At 61.2% G+C, this 14508-nt stretch carries 16 protein-coding genes; 12 read left to right on the forward strand and 4 right to left on the reverse strand.

Features of this window, described 5'->3' with window-relative positions; translation table 11 throughout:
- Positions 1-133: 133 nt before the first annotated feature.
- On the reverse strand, positions 134-652 hold the full coding sequence (locus GUY40_RS04135) for an Hcp family type VI secretion system effector (RefSeq protein WP_166567680.1): 519 nt from the start codon (positions 650-652) through the stop codon (positions 134-136).
- 406 nt (positions 653-1058) lie between these two features.
- Between GUY40_RS04135 and GUY40_RS04140 the strand changes: the two genes are divergently transcribed.
- On the forward strand, positions 1059-1316 hold the full coding sequence (locus GUY40_RS04140; RefSeq protein ID WP_166567681.1) for a hypothetical protein: 258 nt from the start codon (positions 1059-1061) through the stop codon (positions 1314-1316).
- 45 nt (positions 1317-1361) lie between these two features.
- Here the strand turns inward: GUY40_RS04140 and GUY40_RS04145 are convergent, their stop codons facing one another.
- Positions 1362-1772, reverse strand: coding sequence for a PA2817 family protein (locus GUY40_RS04145; RefSeq protein ID WP_166567682.1), 411 nt, complete (start codon positions 1770-1772; stop codon positions 1362-1364).
- A 78-nt stretch (positions 1773-1850) separates the two neighbouring features.
- Positions 1851-4298, reverse strand: coding sequence for an acyl-CoA dehydrogenase (locus tag GUY40_RS04150; RefSeq protein WP_166567683.1), 2448 nt, complete (start codon positions 4296-4298; stop codon positions 1851-1853).
- A 162-nt stretch (positions 4299-4460) separates the two neighbouring features.
- Between GUY40_RS04150 and GUY40_RS04155 the strand changes: the two genes are divergently transcribed.
- The 3 genes from GUY40_RS04155 to GUY40_RS04165 all read left to right on the forward strand — a co-directional run bounded on the left by GUY40_RS04155 (position 4461) and on the right by GUY40_RS04165 (position 6922).
- Positions 4461-5084 (forward strand): glutathione S-transferase family protein, encoded by a 624-nt coding sequence (locus tag GUY40_RS04155; protein ID WP_166567820.1) that lies wholly within the window; start codon positions 4461-4463, stop codon positions 5082-5084.
- 129 nt (positions 5085-5213) lie between these two features.
- Positions 5214-6146, forward strand: a complete 933-nt coding sequence (locus tag GUY40_RS04160; RefSeq protein WP_166567684.1) for an ABC transporter ATP-binding protein — start codon at positions 5214-5216, stop codon at positions 6144-6146.
- Entirely contained in the window at positions 6143-6922 is a 780-nt protein-coding gene (locus tag GUY40_RS04165; RefSeq protein WP_166567685.1) for an ABC transporter permease, read from the forward strand. Before GUY40_RS04160 ends, GUY40_RS04165 begins: the two co-directional genes overlap by 4 nt.
- An 88-nt stretch (positions 6923-7010) precedes the next feature.
- On the opposite strand, the gene GUY40_RS04170 is transcribed toward GUY40_RS04165, so the two are convergent.
- Positions 7011-7526: a DUF2062 domain-containing protein gene (locus GUY40_RS04170; RefSeq protein ID WP_166567686.1), complete on the reverse strand. Its 516-nt coding sequence runs from the start codon at positions 7524-7526 to the stop codon at positions 7011-7013.
- A 144-nt stretch (positions 7527-7670) separates the two neighbouring features.
- Between GUY40_RS04170 and GUY40_RS04175 the strand changes: the two genes are divergently transcribed.
- The 8 genes from GUY40_RS04175 (at position 7671) to murB (ending at position 14500) form a co-directional block, all read left to right on the forward strand.
- Positions 7671-9914 carry a DNA internalization-related competence protein ComEC/Rec2 gene (locus tag GUY40_RS04175; RefSeq protein ID WP_166567687.1) on the forward strand — a complete coding sequence of 748 codons (2244 nt, stop codon included), beginning with the start codon at positions 7671-7673 and terminating at the stop codon, positions 9912-9914.
- A 62-nt stretch (positions 9915-9976) separates the two neighbouring features.
- Positions 9977-10612: a MotA/TolQ/ExbB proton channel family protein gene (locus GUY40_RS04180; protein ID WP_166567821.1), complete on the forward strand. Its 636-nt coding sequence runs from the start codon at positions 9977-9979 to the stop codon at positions 10610-10612.
- Complete coding sequence (locus GUY40_RS04185) at positions 10609-11037, forward strand: biopolymer transporter ExbD (RefSeq protein ID WP_166567688.1); 429 nt, start codon at positions 10609-10611, stop codon at positions 11035-11037. The genes GUY40_RS04180 and GUY40_RS04185 overlap by 4 nt, the downstream gene beginning before the upstream one ends.
- Positions 11037-12038, forward strand: a complete 1002-nt coding sequence (gene lpxK / locus GUY40_RS04190) for a tetraacyldisaccharide 4'-kinase (RefSeq protein WP_166567689.1) — start codon at positions 11037-11039, stop codon at positions 12036-12038. Before GUY40_RS04185 ends, lpxK begins: the two co-directional genes overlap by 1 nt.
- A 35-nt stretch (positions 12039-12073) precedes the next feature.
- On the forward strand, positions 12074-12259 hold the full coding sequence (locus GUY40_RS04195) for a Trm112 family protein (RefSeq protein WP_003247142.1): 186 nt from the start codon (positions 12074-12076) through the stop codon (positions 12257-12259).
- Complete coding sequence (gene kdsB, locus GUY40_RS04200; protein WP_166567690.1) at positions 12256-13020, forward strand: 3-deoxy-manno-octulosonate cytidylyltransferase; 765 nt, start codon at positions 12256-12258, stop codon at positions 13018-13020. Before GUY40_RS04195 ends, kdsB begins: the two co-directional genes overlap by 4 nt.
- Positions 13020-13484, forward strand: coding sequence for a low molecular weight protein-tyrosine-phosphatase (locus GUY40_RS04205; protein ID WP_166567822.1), 465 nt, complete (start codon positions 13020-13022; stop codon positions 13482-13484). The genes kdsB and GUY40_RS04205 overlap by 1 nt, the downstream gene beginning before the upstream one ends.
- On the forward strand, positions 13481-14500 hold the full coding sequence (gene murB, locus GUY40_RS04210; protein WP_166567691.1) for a UDP-N-acetylmuramate dehydrogenase: 1020 nt from the start codon (positions 13481-13483) through the stop codon (positions 14498-14500). Before GUY40_RS04205 ends, murB begins: the two co-directional genes overlap by 4 nt.
- Positions 14501-14508 lie beyond the last annotated feature (8 nt).

Genomic DNA, 14508 nt, shown 5'->3' on the forward strand with positions numbered 1-14508 from the left:
CAGGAATCGGCCATAGCTGAATTGCAAGGTAATTTCAGAAGCGCATAGCCTTCAAGACTATGCGCTATTTTTTTACGCGAAATTCACATCACCAGGCTCGGCAGAAGCTGCCGAACCTGGTAGTTGACCTGACTCAGGCCTCTTGCGGTTTACGCCAGTCGTCGGAGGCTTCCGTACCGGAAATGTTGTGCGTCCAAGTGATCTTGCGGTATGCCATGGAGACTTTGATCAGTTGGGTGTACCCCTCTTTGCTCGGGTCTTGTGCGTGTGGCAAATGAGTGTGTATCTGCACGATGGTGGCGTCTTCCAGCTTGGTGGTGAAAAAGTGTTCCTGCTTGCCCTCGGTGGAAGTGCGGTACCACTTGACTTCCACTTCAGTCAGCATCTCGCCAGTGGCTAGAGCTCCATACAGCAGAGGAGTTGCCTTATTTAGCGCAGCGGTAAAGGAAAACGGCTTGTGAACGCGCTGACCTGAAGGCTGGCCGCTCTGTGGGTCGGTTGGGGTGGCGATGAGGTGGTCAATCTCCTGTACCAGGATTTGGTCTTCATGACCTTCGACGTAGATATTGCCGACGGAGTCGGCGGTGAAGGCGTCCTTGGTGATATGGCCCTGGGTTTTACCTGTGATGCTGATATAGGCGGGAGTTGACATCGATAGTTATCTCTTGGTTGCTGATCAAAAAGGCCAAACCGGCCGTGTTGTCACTTGATGACCCTCGCTATATCGCAATCGCTGTGCCAGCCTTCGAGTTGTTGTTTATTTTCCTTATAAATCAAAATCTTATGTGATCTTGCGTGTGCATCCTCAGAAGCTGCAATCCGGTCAAACGCTTAAAATCGTTTTTTAAAGGTGTATATCGGGCCAACTTTGGCTCGATCTCGCATAAGTTATTGAAATTAAAGTAATAAAATCGGGTCATTTTTGTCCCGCTCGGGTCATTTCTGGCCTGATCGGAGAAGTGTTGTGTATCAACCCCCTGTCATTTCTGACAGTAGTCAACCACTCCAAAATGGCGCGACCATGCACTCCATCGCAACAACAGCGGGAGTCAACGGCCATGGATAACGCCTGCCGGACACAGCTTGGCTTTTACAAGGTTGGCGAGTGCATCACCGTCTACGGCCGCTTTGCTGCTGATGGACGAATGCTCGACTTTCGCTGCGGAAATTTGAAGAAAATTGACTGGAAGGGCGAGAGGGTGTTGTTGCGCACGGATGATGACGAGCGAGTGGAACTCACGTTTTCGGCCATCTACCGGGTTTCGTCGAAAGTGCCAGATCCTATAGACGAGTACCGGTGGCTGGACTTCCTCTGAGGGGAGACGTGCAGCAGGGGGCTGCACGTTAATGCTGCTTACGTATCAGTGCTTGCTGTCTTCACCCGACAGGCTCAGCAACTGCTTTTCCTGGTTCCAGTCAAACGGCTCATCGTTCTCTTCGGCTTCAAACCGGCGCTCTTCCAGCGCCTGGTACAGCGCGATTTCTTCGTCGGGCATGTAGTGCAGGCAATCACCGGCGAAGAACCACAGCAGGTCGCGTGGTACCAGGTGAGCGATTTGCGGGTAGCGGGTGATGACCTGGCAGATCAGGTCCTGGCCCAGGTACTGGCTTTCGATAGGCTCTACCGGCAGTTGGGCGCGCAGTTCGTCGAAACGCTCCAGAAACAGGGCATGACTTTCTTCCGGCACTTGCTCGGCTTCACCCAGGGCGACCAGGATGCTGCGTAGGTGGTCGAGCAGGATGAGCGTGTGGTCGAGTTGTGAATTGGCCATGATGAAGGTCCTCTTGAGCGAAACGGGCGCGGGAGTATACGGCTCCACGCGCCCGATGTCTTGGCGATGCAGGTGTTGTCAGCGCACGCGGCCCTCGCTGGGCGCCAGTTCTGCTTTGCTGAAATCGTCCACGTCGATCACGTTGCGGCGCGCCACTTCGGCCTGGCGCAGGCTTTCGGCTTCGCCGGTTTGCAACACGCCGGCATGCAGCGCGGCGTCGATCAGGTGTTCGCCGGGTTGCGGGTTGAATTGCCCGGCCTTGTAGGCAGCCTCCAGTTTTGTCTGCGCCGGGGCGCTGGCGGCCAGCAGATCGCAAGCGTGCTGCAGTGCGCCGACCGGGTCGTCGGTGGACTGTGGGCGATAGCACCCGCTCAGCAATTCCTCCAGCGCCGGGTCGCCCTTGGCGCGGCCGATCAATGCAGCTACTTCGGCATCCTGCGCATCGGACGGGCCGGTATGGCGTCGGCCGAAAGGGAAGACCGCGACCCGCAACAGCCAACCGAGGACGCGGTTGGGGAAGTTGTCGAGCAGTTTATCCAGCGCGTGCTCGGCCCGCCCAAGGCTTTCTTTCATGGCCCAATGCAACAGCGGGCGCAGGTAGTCGGGGGAATTGAGGTCGTTGTAGCGCTTGAGCGCCGCCGAGCCCAGATAGAGGTTGCTGAGGACGTCACCCAGGCGTGCAGACAACCGCTCGCGGCGCTTCAGGGTGCCGCCGAGCAGCATCATGCACAGGTCGGCGAGCATCGCAAAGGCGGCCGCCTGGCGATCCAGTGCACGGAAGTAGCCTTGGCTCAGCGCATCGCCGGGCTTGTCGTCGATACGTCCCAGGCCGAGGTTGAGGATGAAGGTGCTGGCCGCATTGCTGACGGCGAAACCGATGTGCTCGAGCAGCAGCTCATCGAATTCCTTCAGCGCCTGATCGTGGTCTTCACGCCCGGCCAGGGCCATTTCCTTGAGCACGAAGGGGTGGCAGCGAATCGCCCCCTGGCCAAAGATCATCAGGTTGCGCGAGAGGATGTTGGCGCCCTCGACGGTGATAAAAATCGGCGCCCCTTGCCAGTTGCGAGCCAGGTAATTGTTGGGGCCCATGATGATGGCCTTGCCGCCATGCACGTCCATGGCGTGGGCGATGCACTCACGGCCACGTTCGGTCAGGTGGTATTTGAGGATGGCCGACAGCACCGAGGGCTTCTCGCCCAGGTCGACGGCGCTGGCGGTCAGCATTCGTGCGCTGTCCATCAGCCAGGCATTGCCACCGATGCGTGCCATCGCTTCCTGAATGCCTTCAAAGGCCGCCAGTGGCACATTGAATTGCTCGCGCACCTGGGCGTACTGGCCCGTCACCAGGCTGGTGTACTTGGCGGCGCCGGTGCCTACCGCCGGCAGGGAAATGGAGCGCCCCACTGACAGGCAATTCATCAGCATCATCCAGCCTTTGCCGAGCATTGCCTGGCCACCGATCAGGTAGTCCAGCGGGATAAATACGTCCTTGCCTGAGTTGGGGCCATTCATGAAGGCGGCGCCCAGCGGCAGGTGACGGCGGCCGATCTCCACACCAGGCATGTCGGTGGGGATCAGCGCCAGGCTGATTCCCAGGTCTTCTTCTTCGCCCAGCAGGTGCTCCGGGTCATAGGCCTTGAACGCCAGGCCGAGGAGGGTGGCTACCGGGCCGAGGGTGATGTAGCGCTTTTCCCAGTTCAGACGCAGGCCGAGGACTTCTTTACCTTCCCACTCGCCACGGCAGATCACGCCGGTATCGGGCATGGCACCGGCATCGGAGCCGGCCAGGGGGCCGGTCAGTGCAAAGCAGGGGATTTCGTCGCCACGGGCCAGGCGCGGCAGGTAATGGTTGCGTTGTTCATCGGTGCCGTAGTGCAGCAGCAGTTCCGCCGGGCCGAGGGAGTTGGGCACCATCACGGTGGAGGCCAGGTCGCCACTGCGGGTGGCCAGTTTCATCGCCACTTGTGAGTGGGCGTAGGCCGAGAAACCTTTGCCGCCATATTCCTTGGGAATGATCAGCGCAAAAAAACCGTTCTCCTTCATATGGGCCCAGGCCTCGGCCGGCAGGTCCATGTCCTGGCCGATCTGCCAGTCGCTGACCATCGCGCAGAGCGCTTCGGTGGGGCCGTCGATAAAGGCTTGCTCTTCCTCGCTCAGCTGCGCCTTGGGGTAGTCGAGCAGGGTGTTCCAGTTTGGCCGGCCACTGAACAGCTCGCCATCCCACCAGACGGTTCCGGCGTCGATGGCCTCACGTTCGGTGACTGACATGGGCGGCAGGGTACGCTGGAACCAGGCGAACATGGGCGCGCTGAAGTGTTTGCGGCGCAGGTCCGGCAATAACAACGGCACTGCCACAGCGGCCACGCCGAGCCAGAATATCGCCATCAGCCACCCTGGGGCGGCGCTGAAGATGCCCATCAGCACCAGGTACACCGCCACAATCCCAAGGGCCGGCAGCGGGGCGATGCGCCGGTGCGCAAGCCAGGCGATACCGACGATCAGAACCAACAACCACAACAGCAACATATGCATTCCTCCGTGAAGACCAGGCAAGACTCCATCCAGCTTAGTCAGCTTCAGGCAAACGACCCGCAGGTGTGCCAGCGTCTGGATTGGGACCTTGCGGGGGTGGTGGAGTTCGGTGGCTGGAGTAGACTGGTCGCCCACTCGGTTGATGGCGCAAGGATCATGCTGAAGATTTGGGGAAGGAAAAACTCGACAAACGTTCGCAAGGTGCTGTGGTGCGCACAGGAGTTGGAATTGCCGTACCACAGTATAGATGCCGGCGGGGCGTTCGGCCTGGTCGATGGCCCGGAGTACCGCGCCTTGAACCCTAACGGCCGTATCCCCACGCTGGAAGACGATGGGCTGGTGCTGTGGGAGTCCAATGCCATCGTCCGTTACCTGGCGGCCCGATACGCACCGGATTCGGCCTGGTACCCGGCGGACCCTGTCGTACGCGCCAAGGCCGATAAATGGATGGATTGGACCTCGACGTCGCTGGCCGAACCTTTTCGGCATTTGTTCTGGGGCATTCTGCGCACACCGGCCGACCAGCAGGATTGGGTGGCCATCAATGCTGCTCACAAAACCTGCGCGCAGCTGCTGTCGATTGCCGATCAGGCCTTGGCCTCGCAGCCTTACCTGAGCGGTGACGAACCCGGCATGGGTGATATTCCGCTGGGGGCTTTTGCCTATGCCTGGTTCGAGATGCCGATCGAGCGCCCGGACATGCATCACCTGCGTGCCTGGTACGAACGCCTTCAAGAACGCCCGGCCTACCAGGCCGCGGTGATGACCGCCTTGACCTGATAGTTACTATCGATATCCCTCACTGTACTTGCGCGGCGGCACCACGCAGCATTGGTCTTATCCGCCGCGATTGTATTTAATGATCCGGATCCAATTTCTGAACGTACTTGATCGGGTGCCTAACCGCTTATGAGTTCCGCTCTGTCCATTCGGCAGCTAACCAAAACCTACGGCAATGGCTTCCAGGCCCTGCATGGCATTGACCTGGAGGTGGCCGAAGGCGACTTCTTTGCATTGCTGGGCCCTAATGGAGCCGGCAAATCCACCACCATCGGCATTCTCTCCACCCTGGTCAACAAGACCAGCGGCACGGTGAATATCTTCGGTCACGACCTGGACCGACAGCCAGCCGCGCTCAAGCGCAGCATTGGCGTGGTGCCGCAAGAGTTCAACTTCAACCAGTTTGAAAAGACCTTCGACATCGTCGTGACTCAGGCCGGCTACTACGGCATTCCGGCCAAGCTGGCCAAGGAACGCGCCGAGCAGTACCTGACGCAGCTGGGGCTGTGGGACAAGCGCGACGTGCCTTCGCGGTCGCTGTCCGGAGGCATGAAACGCCGCCTGATGATCGCCCGGGCGCTGATTCACGAGCCGCGCCTGCTGATTCTCGATGAGCCCACCGCCGGCGTGGACATCGAATTGCGCCGCTCGATGTGGACCTTCCTGACCGAGCTTAACCGCAAGGGCATCACCATCATCCTGACGACGCACTACCTGGAAGAGGCCGAGCAGCTGTGCCGCAACATCGGCATCATCGACCACGGCACCATCGTCGAGAACACCAGCATGCGTGCGCTGCTCGGCAAGCTGCATGTGGAGACCTTCCTGCTCGACCTCAAGCAGGACCTGCAGACCGCGCCTCACCTGGAAGGCTACCCGTGCCGACTGGTCGACCGGCATACCCTGGAAGTCCAGGTCGACAAGGCCATCGGCGTGACCGCGCTGTTTGGCCAACTGGCCCTGCAAAACATCGAAGTGCAAAGTTTGCGCAACAAGACCAATCGCCTGGAGGAGTTGTTCGTGTCGTTGGTTGAAAAAAACCTCGGGAAGGTGGCGATATGAGTTCGGAATTGCGCCCCAACCTGGTCGCCCTCAACACCATCGTCTACCGAGAGGTGCGCCGCTTCATGCGGATCTGGCCACAGACCCTGCTGCCGCCAGCGATCACCATGGTGCTGTACTTTGTCATCTTCGGGAACCTGATCGGGCGCCAGATCGGTGACATGGGCGGCTTCACCTACATGCAGTACATCGTGCCCGGCCTGATCATGATGTCGGTCATTACCAACTCTTACGGCAATGTGGTCTCAAGCTTCTTCGGCAGCAAGTTCCAGCGCTCGATCGAGGAATTGATGGTTTCACCGGTGTCGCCTCACACCATTTTGGTCGGCTACACCCTGGGCGGGGTGTTGCGCGGTCTGGCAGTGGGGCTGATCGTGACCCTCCTGTCGATGTTCTTCACCGACCTGCAGGTTCATCACTTGGGTGTGACGGTGCTGGTGGTATTGCTGACGGCAACCATCTTCTCGTTGCTGGGTTTTATCAACGCCGTCTTTGCGCGCAACTTCGATGACATCTCGATCATTCCGACCTTCGTGCTGACGCCGTTGACCTATCTGGGCGGGGTGTTCTACTCGATCACCTTGTTGCCACCGTTCTGGCAGACCGTGTCGATGGCCAACCCGGTGCTGCACATGGTCAACTCGTTCCGCTACGGCATACTCGGGGTGTCGGATATTCGTATCGGTGTGGCGATCAGCTTTATGCTGGTGGCGACTGTGGTGCTGTATGTCGCTTGTGCCCGCCTGCTGGTCAGCGGTCGCGGCATGCGCACCTGACTTTGTAAAAGGTTCGCAGGCGGCTTTGTGGGAGCAAAGCTCGCTCGCGATACAGGCGCCGCGGTGTCTCTGACGCACAGCGGAGCGGTTACGACGACCGCTGCTTGCGCCGCCGCCACTGGCGCCCCACCCACCAGCGCCAATAGAGCATGGTCATGCAATAGGCCAGCGCGCCCAGCAACACTCCACACACCAACGAACCCAACAGAAACGGCTGCCACAACGTGGCTAGCTGGCCGCTGATCCATTCCCAGGTGAGTTCGTCCGGCAAGTGCCGGGGCGGTACGCCCATCAGCCAGGCGCCCATTTGATAGGTGCAAAAAAACACCGGCGGCATGGTGATCGGGTTGGTCAGCCAGACCAGGCTGACAGCAATCGGCATGTTGCCGCGAACCAGGATCGCCAGGCTCGCTGCCAAAAGCATTTGTAACGGGATCGGAATAAATGCAGCGAACAGGCCGACTGCCATGGCGCGTGCCACCGAGTGGCGGTTCAGGTGCCAGAGGTTGGGGTCGTGCAGCAGACGGCCGAGAAAACGCAGGGATTTGTGCTCCCTGATAATGGTCGGGTCTGGCATGTAACGTTTGAACAAGCGACGCGGCATGTGGATTCTCAGCTGGTGGTACCGGGCCAGTATGCACAGATTCTACAAATGGCGAGGTCAGACTTTGTGACAATTAATAAAGCGCGGGGTCGGTGATTGATCTAAGCCTGTTTCACTGGATCAGGTTGCGAAGGCTGTACTTCAATGCGCACAGGGATGATTGCGCTGGCGCTCGGGCTATTATGCCTGCGCTTTTTACCGGCTTTGCCGCCGGTCGGCGGATGCGTGATGTTGGCGTTGGCAGGCGCGGCATTGCTGCCGTTTCGCGGCTACCCGCTGGGTTTTTTTCTGCTGGGATTGAGCTGGGCTTGTGTGTCGGCGCAATGGGCGCTGGATGATCGCCTGGCGCCCGACCTGGACGGTCGTACCTTATGGGTGGAAGGGCAAGTCGTTGGGCTGCCGTCCACAACCGCGGGCAGCGTTCGTTTCGAATTGGCCGACGCCACTTCGCGGCGGGTCCGCTTGCCGGCCACCATAAGACTGGGCTGGTACGCTGGGCCGCCCGTCCAGAGCGGAGAGCGCTGGCGTCTGGCGGTAACCCTCAAACGCCCATCGGGGCTGCTCAACCCTCATGGGTTCGATCAGGAAGCGGCGCTGTTGGCTCGGCGCATCGGGGCGACGGGCACGGTCAAGGCCGGGGAACTCGTGGCACCTGCAGCCGGTGCCTGGCGTGACAGTGTTCGCCAGCGCCTGCTGGCGGTTGAGGCCCATGGTCGGGAAGGGGCGTTGGCCGCGCTGGTGCTGGGGGATGGTTCAGGGCTGAGCAGTCAGGATTGGCAGGCGCTGCAGGCCACCGGCACGATCCATTTGTTGGTGATTTCCGGTCAGCATATCGGTCTGCTGGCGGGGTTGGTGTATGGCCTGGTGGCAGGATTGGCACGGTGGGGTTACTGGCCGCGCCGGTTACCGTGGCTGCCATGGGCCTGTGGTCTGGCGTTCGCGGCTGCGCTCGGTTACGGCCTGTTGGCCGGGTTTCAAGTACCGGTGCGGCGAGCCTGCATCATGCTTGGGCTGGTGTTGCTGTGGCGCTTGCGCTTTCGCCACCTGGGCGTGGCCCTGCCTTGGTTGTTGGCGCTTAACGGCGTGCTGATTCTGGAGCCGCTGGCGAGTTTGCAGCCGGGCTTGTGGCTGTCATTTGCGGCGGTGGGCATCTTGATCCTGGCCTTCAGCGGGCGTCTGGGTGCCTGGCGCTTCTGGCAGGCCTGGCCGCGCGCGCAGTGGATGGTGGCCATCGGGCTGTTGCCGATTTTATTGATGCTCGGGTTACCCATCAGCCTGAGCGCGCCTTTGACCAACCTGATTGCAGTGCCTTGGTTGAGCGTCGGTGTGCTGCCCTTGGCGCTGCTCGGCACCGCCACCTTGCCCGTCCCCTATGTGGGCGAAAATCTGTTGTGGTTGGCTGCGGGTTCACTCGACCTGCTGTTTCGCTGGCTGGCATGGGCTGCCAGTCTATTGCCGGCCTGGGTGCCGCCCGCCATCCCCTTATGGGCCTGGCTGCTCTGCGCTGCCGGCGCACTGTTGCTGTTGCTGCCCAAGGGCCTGCCCATGCGCATGCTCGGTTGGCCACTGATGGTGCTGGCTGCGCTGGCGCCACAGGTAAAGGTGCCAGAGGGCGAAGTGCAGGTGTGGCAACTGGATGTGGGGCAGGGGCTGGCCTTTGTGCTGCGTACCCGCAATCACACGGCTCTCTATGATGCCGGGCCGGCCATGGGTGGTTTCGATCTGGGCGAACGTGTGGTGCTGCCAACCCTGCGCAAGCTGGGCGTGCGCGAGCTGGACCTGATGCTGCTCAGCCACGCCGACGCCGATCATGCCGGCGGTGCCTCGGCGATCATGCGTGGCCTGCCGGTCAAACGGGTGCTGAGCGGCGAAGCAGCGGCGTTGCCGAAGCTGCTCGGCGCACAAGCCTGTGTCAGCGACGAGCGCTGGGAGTGGGATGGCGTGCGCTTTTCGCTATGGCAATGGGACGACGCCACCGACAGCAATCAGGGGTCATGCACCTTGCTGGTCGAAGCCAGGGGGGAGCGGCTGTTGTTGACCGGCGATATCGATGTTCGAAGCGAACGCGCCTGGCTCGGTGGCCCGCAGGCCGGGCCGGTCGATTGGCTGCAGGCTCCCCATCATGGCAGTCGCAGTTCCTCCTCGCGTGCCTTTCTGCAGGCGACCCGGCCCAGAGGCGTGCTCATCTCCCGGGGCCGACACAATACCTTTGGTCACCCGCACCCGCAGGTCATGGCGCGCTTGCGAAACCTCGGCATCAGCAGCTACGACAATGTCGACCATGGCGCACTGCACTTGCAGCTGGGCACCTTCGGCGTGCCACGTGGAACGCGCGAACAACGGCGCTTCTGGCGTGAACCTGCACCGCCTGCCGATGAGCCGACATGACGTTGTTCGGCACCGGGGCCCCCTATGTTAAAGTGTCGAACTTTTTCAGGGGGATCGTTACTGTGTGGGAATTGGTCAAGTCCGGTGGTTGGATGATGATACCGATCATTCTGAGTTCCATCGCCGCCGTCGGCATTGTCGCCGAACGCCTGTGGACACTGCGCGCCAGTCGAGTCACCCCGCCGCACCTGGTTGGCCAGGTCTGGCGTTGGATCAAAGACAAGCAACTGAACAAAGACAAGCTGCGCGAGCTGCGCAACAACTCGCCGCTGGGTGAAATCCTCGCCGCGGGTCTGGCCAACTCCAGGCATGGCCGCGAAATCATGAAAGAGTGCATCGAGGAGGCGGCCGCGCGGGTTATCCACGAGCTGGAGCACTACATCAATGCATTGGGCACCATTGCCGCCATGGCGCCGCTGCTCGGTTTGCTCGGCACCGTGCTGGGCATGATCGATATTTTCAGCTCCTTCATGGGCTCGGGCATGACGGCCAACGCTGCCGTGCTGGCTGGCGGTATTTCCAAGGCCTTGATTACGACCGCGGCTGGCCTGATGGTCGGTATTCCGGCGGTATTCTTCCATCGCTTCCTGCAGCGCCGCATTGACGAGCTGGTCGTGGGCATGGAGCAGGAAGCGATCAAGCTGGTTGAAGTGGTGCAGGGTGACCGTGACGTCGATCTGGCCGAGGGCAGGGCGTGAAGTTCCGTCGCAAGCCTCGGGAAACCGTCGATATCAACCTCGCATCGCTGATCGATGTGGTGTTTATCCTGCTGCTGTTCTTCGTGGTCACTACCACCTTTACCCGCGAAACCCAACTGCGGGTTGAGTTGCCGGAGGCCGTGACCGGCACGCCGGCACCGGATTCGGAGCTCAAGCGCCTGGATATCACCATCAGTGCCGATGGTGTCTATTCACTGAATAACCACTTGCTGCCCAAGGCGGACCTGGTCACGCTGATGGATGCCCTGCAAAAGGAATCGGCCGGTGACACGCAGTTGCCGCTATCGATCAGTGCAGATGGCAAGACTCCCCACCAATCGGTGGTCACGGCGATGGATGCGGCCGGCAAACTGGGCTTCAGCCAACTGCGCATGACCACCGTCGAGGCGCAGGTCAGTCCCTGATGGCTTTTTCTGATCGCCTGCTGGCCGCCTGGTATGAAGGGCACCCGGCCCTGACACTGTTACGGCCGCTCGAGGCCCTTTATCGGCGCGTCGTCCAGCGCAAGCGCGAGCGCTTTGTCGCTGGAGAAGGGCAGATCTACCGCTCACCGGTGCCGGTGCTGGTGGTCGGCAATATCACCGTGGGCGGTACCGGCAAGACGCCGATGATTCTCTGGTTGATCGAACATTGCCGCCGTCGGGGCGTGCGGGTCGGCGTGGTTAGTCGCGGTTATGGCGCGCAGCCCCCGCAGTTGCCCTGGCGTGTCAGTCCTGGTGACAGTGCCGCCGTGGCGGGTGATGAGCCGCTGCTGATCGTTCAACGCACCGGGGTCCCGCTGATGATCGACCCGGATCGCAGCCGGGCGGTGCAGGCGCTGACCGAAGCCGAATCGCTGGACCTGATTCTGTCTGACGACGGTTTGCAGCACTACCGCTTGGCCCGCGACCTTGAACTGGTATTGATTGATGCCGCACGCGGCCTGGGCAATGGTCGCTGTCTGCCGGCCGGCCCCTTGCGCGAGCCGGTCGAGCGCCTGCAGTCGGTTGACGCGGTGCTCTACAACGGCGCGATCGTGGGCCACAACGACGGTTTTGCCTTTCGCTTGCAGCCCACCGCGCTGATCAACCTGCGCAGCGGCGAGCGTGTCGCACTTGACCATTTTCCTGCCGGGCAGGCCGTGCATGCCGTGGCTGGCATCGGCAACCCACAACGTTTCTTCACGACCCTTGAGGGGCTAAACTGGCGGCCAAGCGCACATGCGTTTGCCGACCACGCTGTCTACAGCGCCCAGGCCTTGAGCTTCGAGCCCGCATTACCATTGATCATGACGGAAAAAGATGCGGTCAAATGCCGTGCCTTCGCCGCCCCTGACTGGTGGTACCTGGCGGTCGATGCTGTGCCGTGCGAGGCGTTTGTGGCGTGGTTCAATGCCCAGCTGTCACGCGTGCTGCGTGAGCCCTGACCCTCTTTAATCGCTCTGTGCCTGAGGATTTTTCCATGGATACCAAACTGCTCGACATTCTGGCCTGCCCGATTACCAAGGGGCCGCTGAAACTCAGCGCCGACAAGACCGAGCTGATCAGCAAGGGCGCCGGGCTGGCCTATCCGATTCGTGACGGCATCCCGGTGATGCTGGAAAGCGAGGCCCGTACCCTGACCGACGACGAGCGCCTGGACAAATGAGCAACGCTTTTACCGTAGTGATTCCTGCGCGTTTCGGTTCCACCCGCTTTCCGGGCAAGCCGCTGCAAATCATCGCTGGCAAACCCATGGTCCAGCACGTCTGGGAGCAGGCGCTCAAGAGCGGCGCGGCACGTGTGGTCGTGGCCACCGATGACGCGCGCATCGTCGAGGCCTGCCAGGCCTTTGGCGCTGAAGTGCTGATGACCCGCAATGACCACGTTTCCGGCACCGACCGGCTGGCCGAAGTGGCCCAGCAGTTGGGGCTGGCGGCCGACGCGATCGTGGTTAACGTCCAGGGCGATGAGCCGATGATTCCACCGAAGGTGATCGATCAGGTAGCCGCCAATCTGGCTGCTCACCCTGAGGCGGGCATCTCGACCTTGTGCGAGCCGATCGAAGACGCGGAAACCTTGTTCAACCCTAACGTGGTCAAGGTCGTCAGCGACCTCGATGGCCTTGCCCTGACGTTCAGCCGTGCGCCGTTGCCCTGGGCGCGTGACGACTTTGCCAAAAGCCGTGATCAACTGCCGAAGGACGTTCCCTATCGTCGCCATATCGGCATTTATGCCTACCGTGCCGGATTTCTTCAGAATTTCGTGGCCTGGGGCCCGTGCTGGCTTGAAGAAACCGAGTCGCTGGAACAACTGCGCGCCCTATGGCATGGCGTGCGCATTCACGTGGCCGATGCGCTCGAAGCGCCGCCACCTGGGGTCGATACCGCTGAAGACCTTGAGCGCGTAAGGCGCTTGCTGGAGGCATGATGCGGGTTTTGTTCGTCTGCATGGGCAACATCTGCCGTTCACCGACGGCGGAAGGTGTGCTGCGCCACAAGCTGCAGGCCGCCGGGCTCGGCGATAGGGTGGTCGTGGCCTCCGCCGGCACCGGCGACTGGCATGTGGGCAAGGCTCCGGATTCGCGCACCTGCCGCGCCGCACAATTGCGTGGCTATGACTTGTCACGTCAGCGTGCCCAGCAGGTCAGCGCCGATGACTTCGCCCGTTTTGACCTGATTCTGGCGATGGACGAAGACAACCTGAGTCGCCTGACCGCGCTGCAGCCGGCGGGCGGCAAGGTCGAACTTGACCTGTTTTTGCGTCGCTTTGAGGGTGTCGTCAGCGAAGTGCCAGACCCATACTATGGCGGTGAACAAGGTTTCGAGCAGGTCCTGGACCTGATCGAACACGCCTGCGACGCCCTGGTGACTGAATTGCAGAGGCGCGCATGAGCCTGCAGGTGCGATCGCAGGTGTCGCTCAAGCCTTTCAATACCTTTGGCATTGACGTTAACGCCAACTGGTTTGTCGAGGTGCATGATGACGCCGAAGTCCGTGAGGCGCTGGCCTATGCCTGTGACCGGCAGTTGCCAGTGTTGCTGCTCGGCGGTGGCAGCAACCTGCTGTTGACCGGTGATGTGTCGGCACTGGTCGTGCGCATGGCCAGCCGCGGCATTCGCGTGCTGCACGATGACGACGAGCAGGTCATCGTCGAATCCGAAGCGGGCGAGCCCTGGCACCCGTTCGTGCAGTGGAGCCTGGAGCAGGGGTTGGCGGGGCTGGAAAACCTCAGCTTGATCCCGGGCACGGTCGGCGCGGCGCCCATGCAAAACATCGGCGCCTACGGTGTCGAGATCAAGGATGTGTTCGCAGGTTTGACCGCGCTGGATCGCCAAAGCGGTGAGTTGCGGGATTTCACGCTTGAAGAATGCGCCTTTGGTTATCGTGACAGCGTGTTCAAGCAAACGCTGGATCGTTGGGTGATTCTGCGGGTTCGCTTCAAGTTGGACCGCAAGGCCCGGCTGCACCTGGATTATGGCCCGGTCAGGCAGCGTCTGGCAGAGCAGGGTATCGATCATCCAGCGCCGCTCGATGTCAGTCGGGCCATTTGCAGTATTCGGCGCGAAAAGCTGCCAGACCCGGCCGAGTTGGGCAATGCCGGCAGTTTCTTCAAGAACCCGGTGATCAGCGCGGCGCTGGCGGCACAGATCAAGCTTGGCCATCCGGGCCTGGTGGCGTATCCACAGGCTGATGGCCGGGTGAAGCTGGCGGCAGGCTGGCTGATCGAGCAAGCCGGATGGAAGGGCTATCGTGAGGGGGATGCGGGCGTGCATCGGTTGCAGTCTTTGGTGCTGGTCAACTATGGGGCCGCAACGGGCACCCAATTGCATCGGTTGGCCCGGATGATCCAGGCCGACATCGCGCAACGCTTTGCCGTGACGCTGGAGATGGAACCTAATCTGTATTGAGCGGCGAT

Origin of the sequence: Pseudomonas sp. R5(2019), from assembly GCF_009905435.1 — a bacterium.
Lineage (GTDB): Bacteria > Pseudomonadota > Gammaproteobacteria > Pseudomonadales > Pseudomonadaceae > Aquipseudomonas.

What these genes read in the sequence shown, in the direction of transcription:
- GUY40_RS04205 (WP_166567822.1), top strand. Translation starts at nt 13,020, where the DNA reads ATGCGGGTTTTGTTCGTCTGCATGGGCAACATCTGCCGTTCACCGACG.
- GUY40_RS04145 (WP_166567682.1), bottom strand. Translation starts at nt 1,772, where the DNA reads ATGGCCAATTCACAACTCGACCACACGCTCATCCTGCTCGACCACCTA.
- GUY40_RS04160 (WP_166567684.1), top strand. Translation starts at nt 5,214, where the DNA reads ATGAGTTCCGCTCTGTCCATTCGGCAGCTAACCAAAACCTACGGCAAT.
- GUY40_RS04140 (WP_166567681.1), top strand. Translation starts at nt 1,059, where the DNA reads ATGGATAACGCCTGCCGGACACAGCTTGGCTTTTACAAGGTTGGCGAG.
- GUY40_RS04165 (WP_166567685.1), top strand. Translation starts at nt 6,143, where the DNA reads ATGAGTTCGGAATTGCGCCCCAACCTGGTCGCCCTCAACACCATCGTC.
- GUY40_RS04170 (WP_166567686.1), bottom strand. Translation starts at nt 7,526, where the DNA reads ATGCCGCGTCGCTTGTTCAAACGTTACATGCCAGACCCGACCATTATC.
- murB (WP_166567691.1), top strand. Translation starts at nt 13,481, where the DNA reads ATGAGCCTGCAGGTGCGATCGCAGGTGTCGCTCAAGCCTTTCAATACC.
- GUY40_RS04135 (WP_166567680.1), bottom strand. Translation starts at nt 652, where the DNA reads ATGTCAACTCCCGCCTATATCAGCATCACAGGTAAAACCCAGGGCCAT.
- GUY40_RS04155 (WP_166567820.1), top strand. Translation starts at nt 4,461, where the DNA reads ATGCTGAAGATTTGGGGAAGGAAAAACTCGACAAACGTTCGCAAGGTG.
- GUY40_RS04150 (WP_166567683.1), bottom strand. Translation starts at nt 4,298, where the DNA reads ATGTTGCTGTTGTGGTTGTTGGTTCTGATCGTCGGTATCGCCTGGCTT.
- lpxK (WP_166567689.1), top strand. Translation starts at nt 11,037, where the DNA reads ATGGCTTTTTCTGATCGCCTGCTGGCCGCCTGGTATGAAGGGCACCCG.
- kdsB (WP_166567690.1), top strand. Translation starts at nt 12,256, where the DNA reads ATGAGCAACGCTTTTACCGTAGTGATTCCTGCGCGTTTCGGTTCCACC.
- GUY40_RS04175 (WP_166567687.1), top strand. Translation starts at nt 7,671, where the DNA reads ATGCGCACAGGGATGATTGCGCTGGCGCTCGGGCTATTATGCCTGCGC.
- GUY40_RS04195 (WP_003247142.1), top strand. Translation starts at nt 12,074, where the DNA reads ATGGATACCAAACTGCTCGACATTCTGGCCTGCCCGATTACCAAGGGG.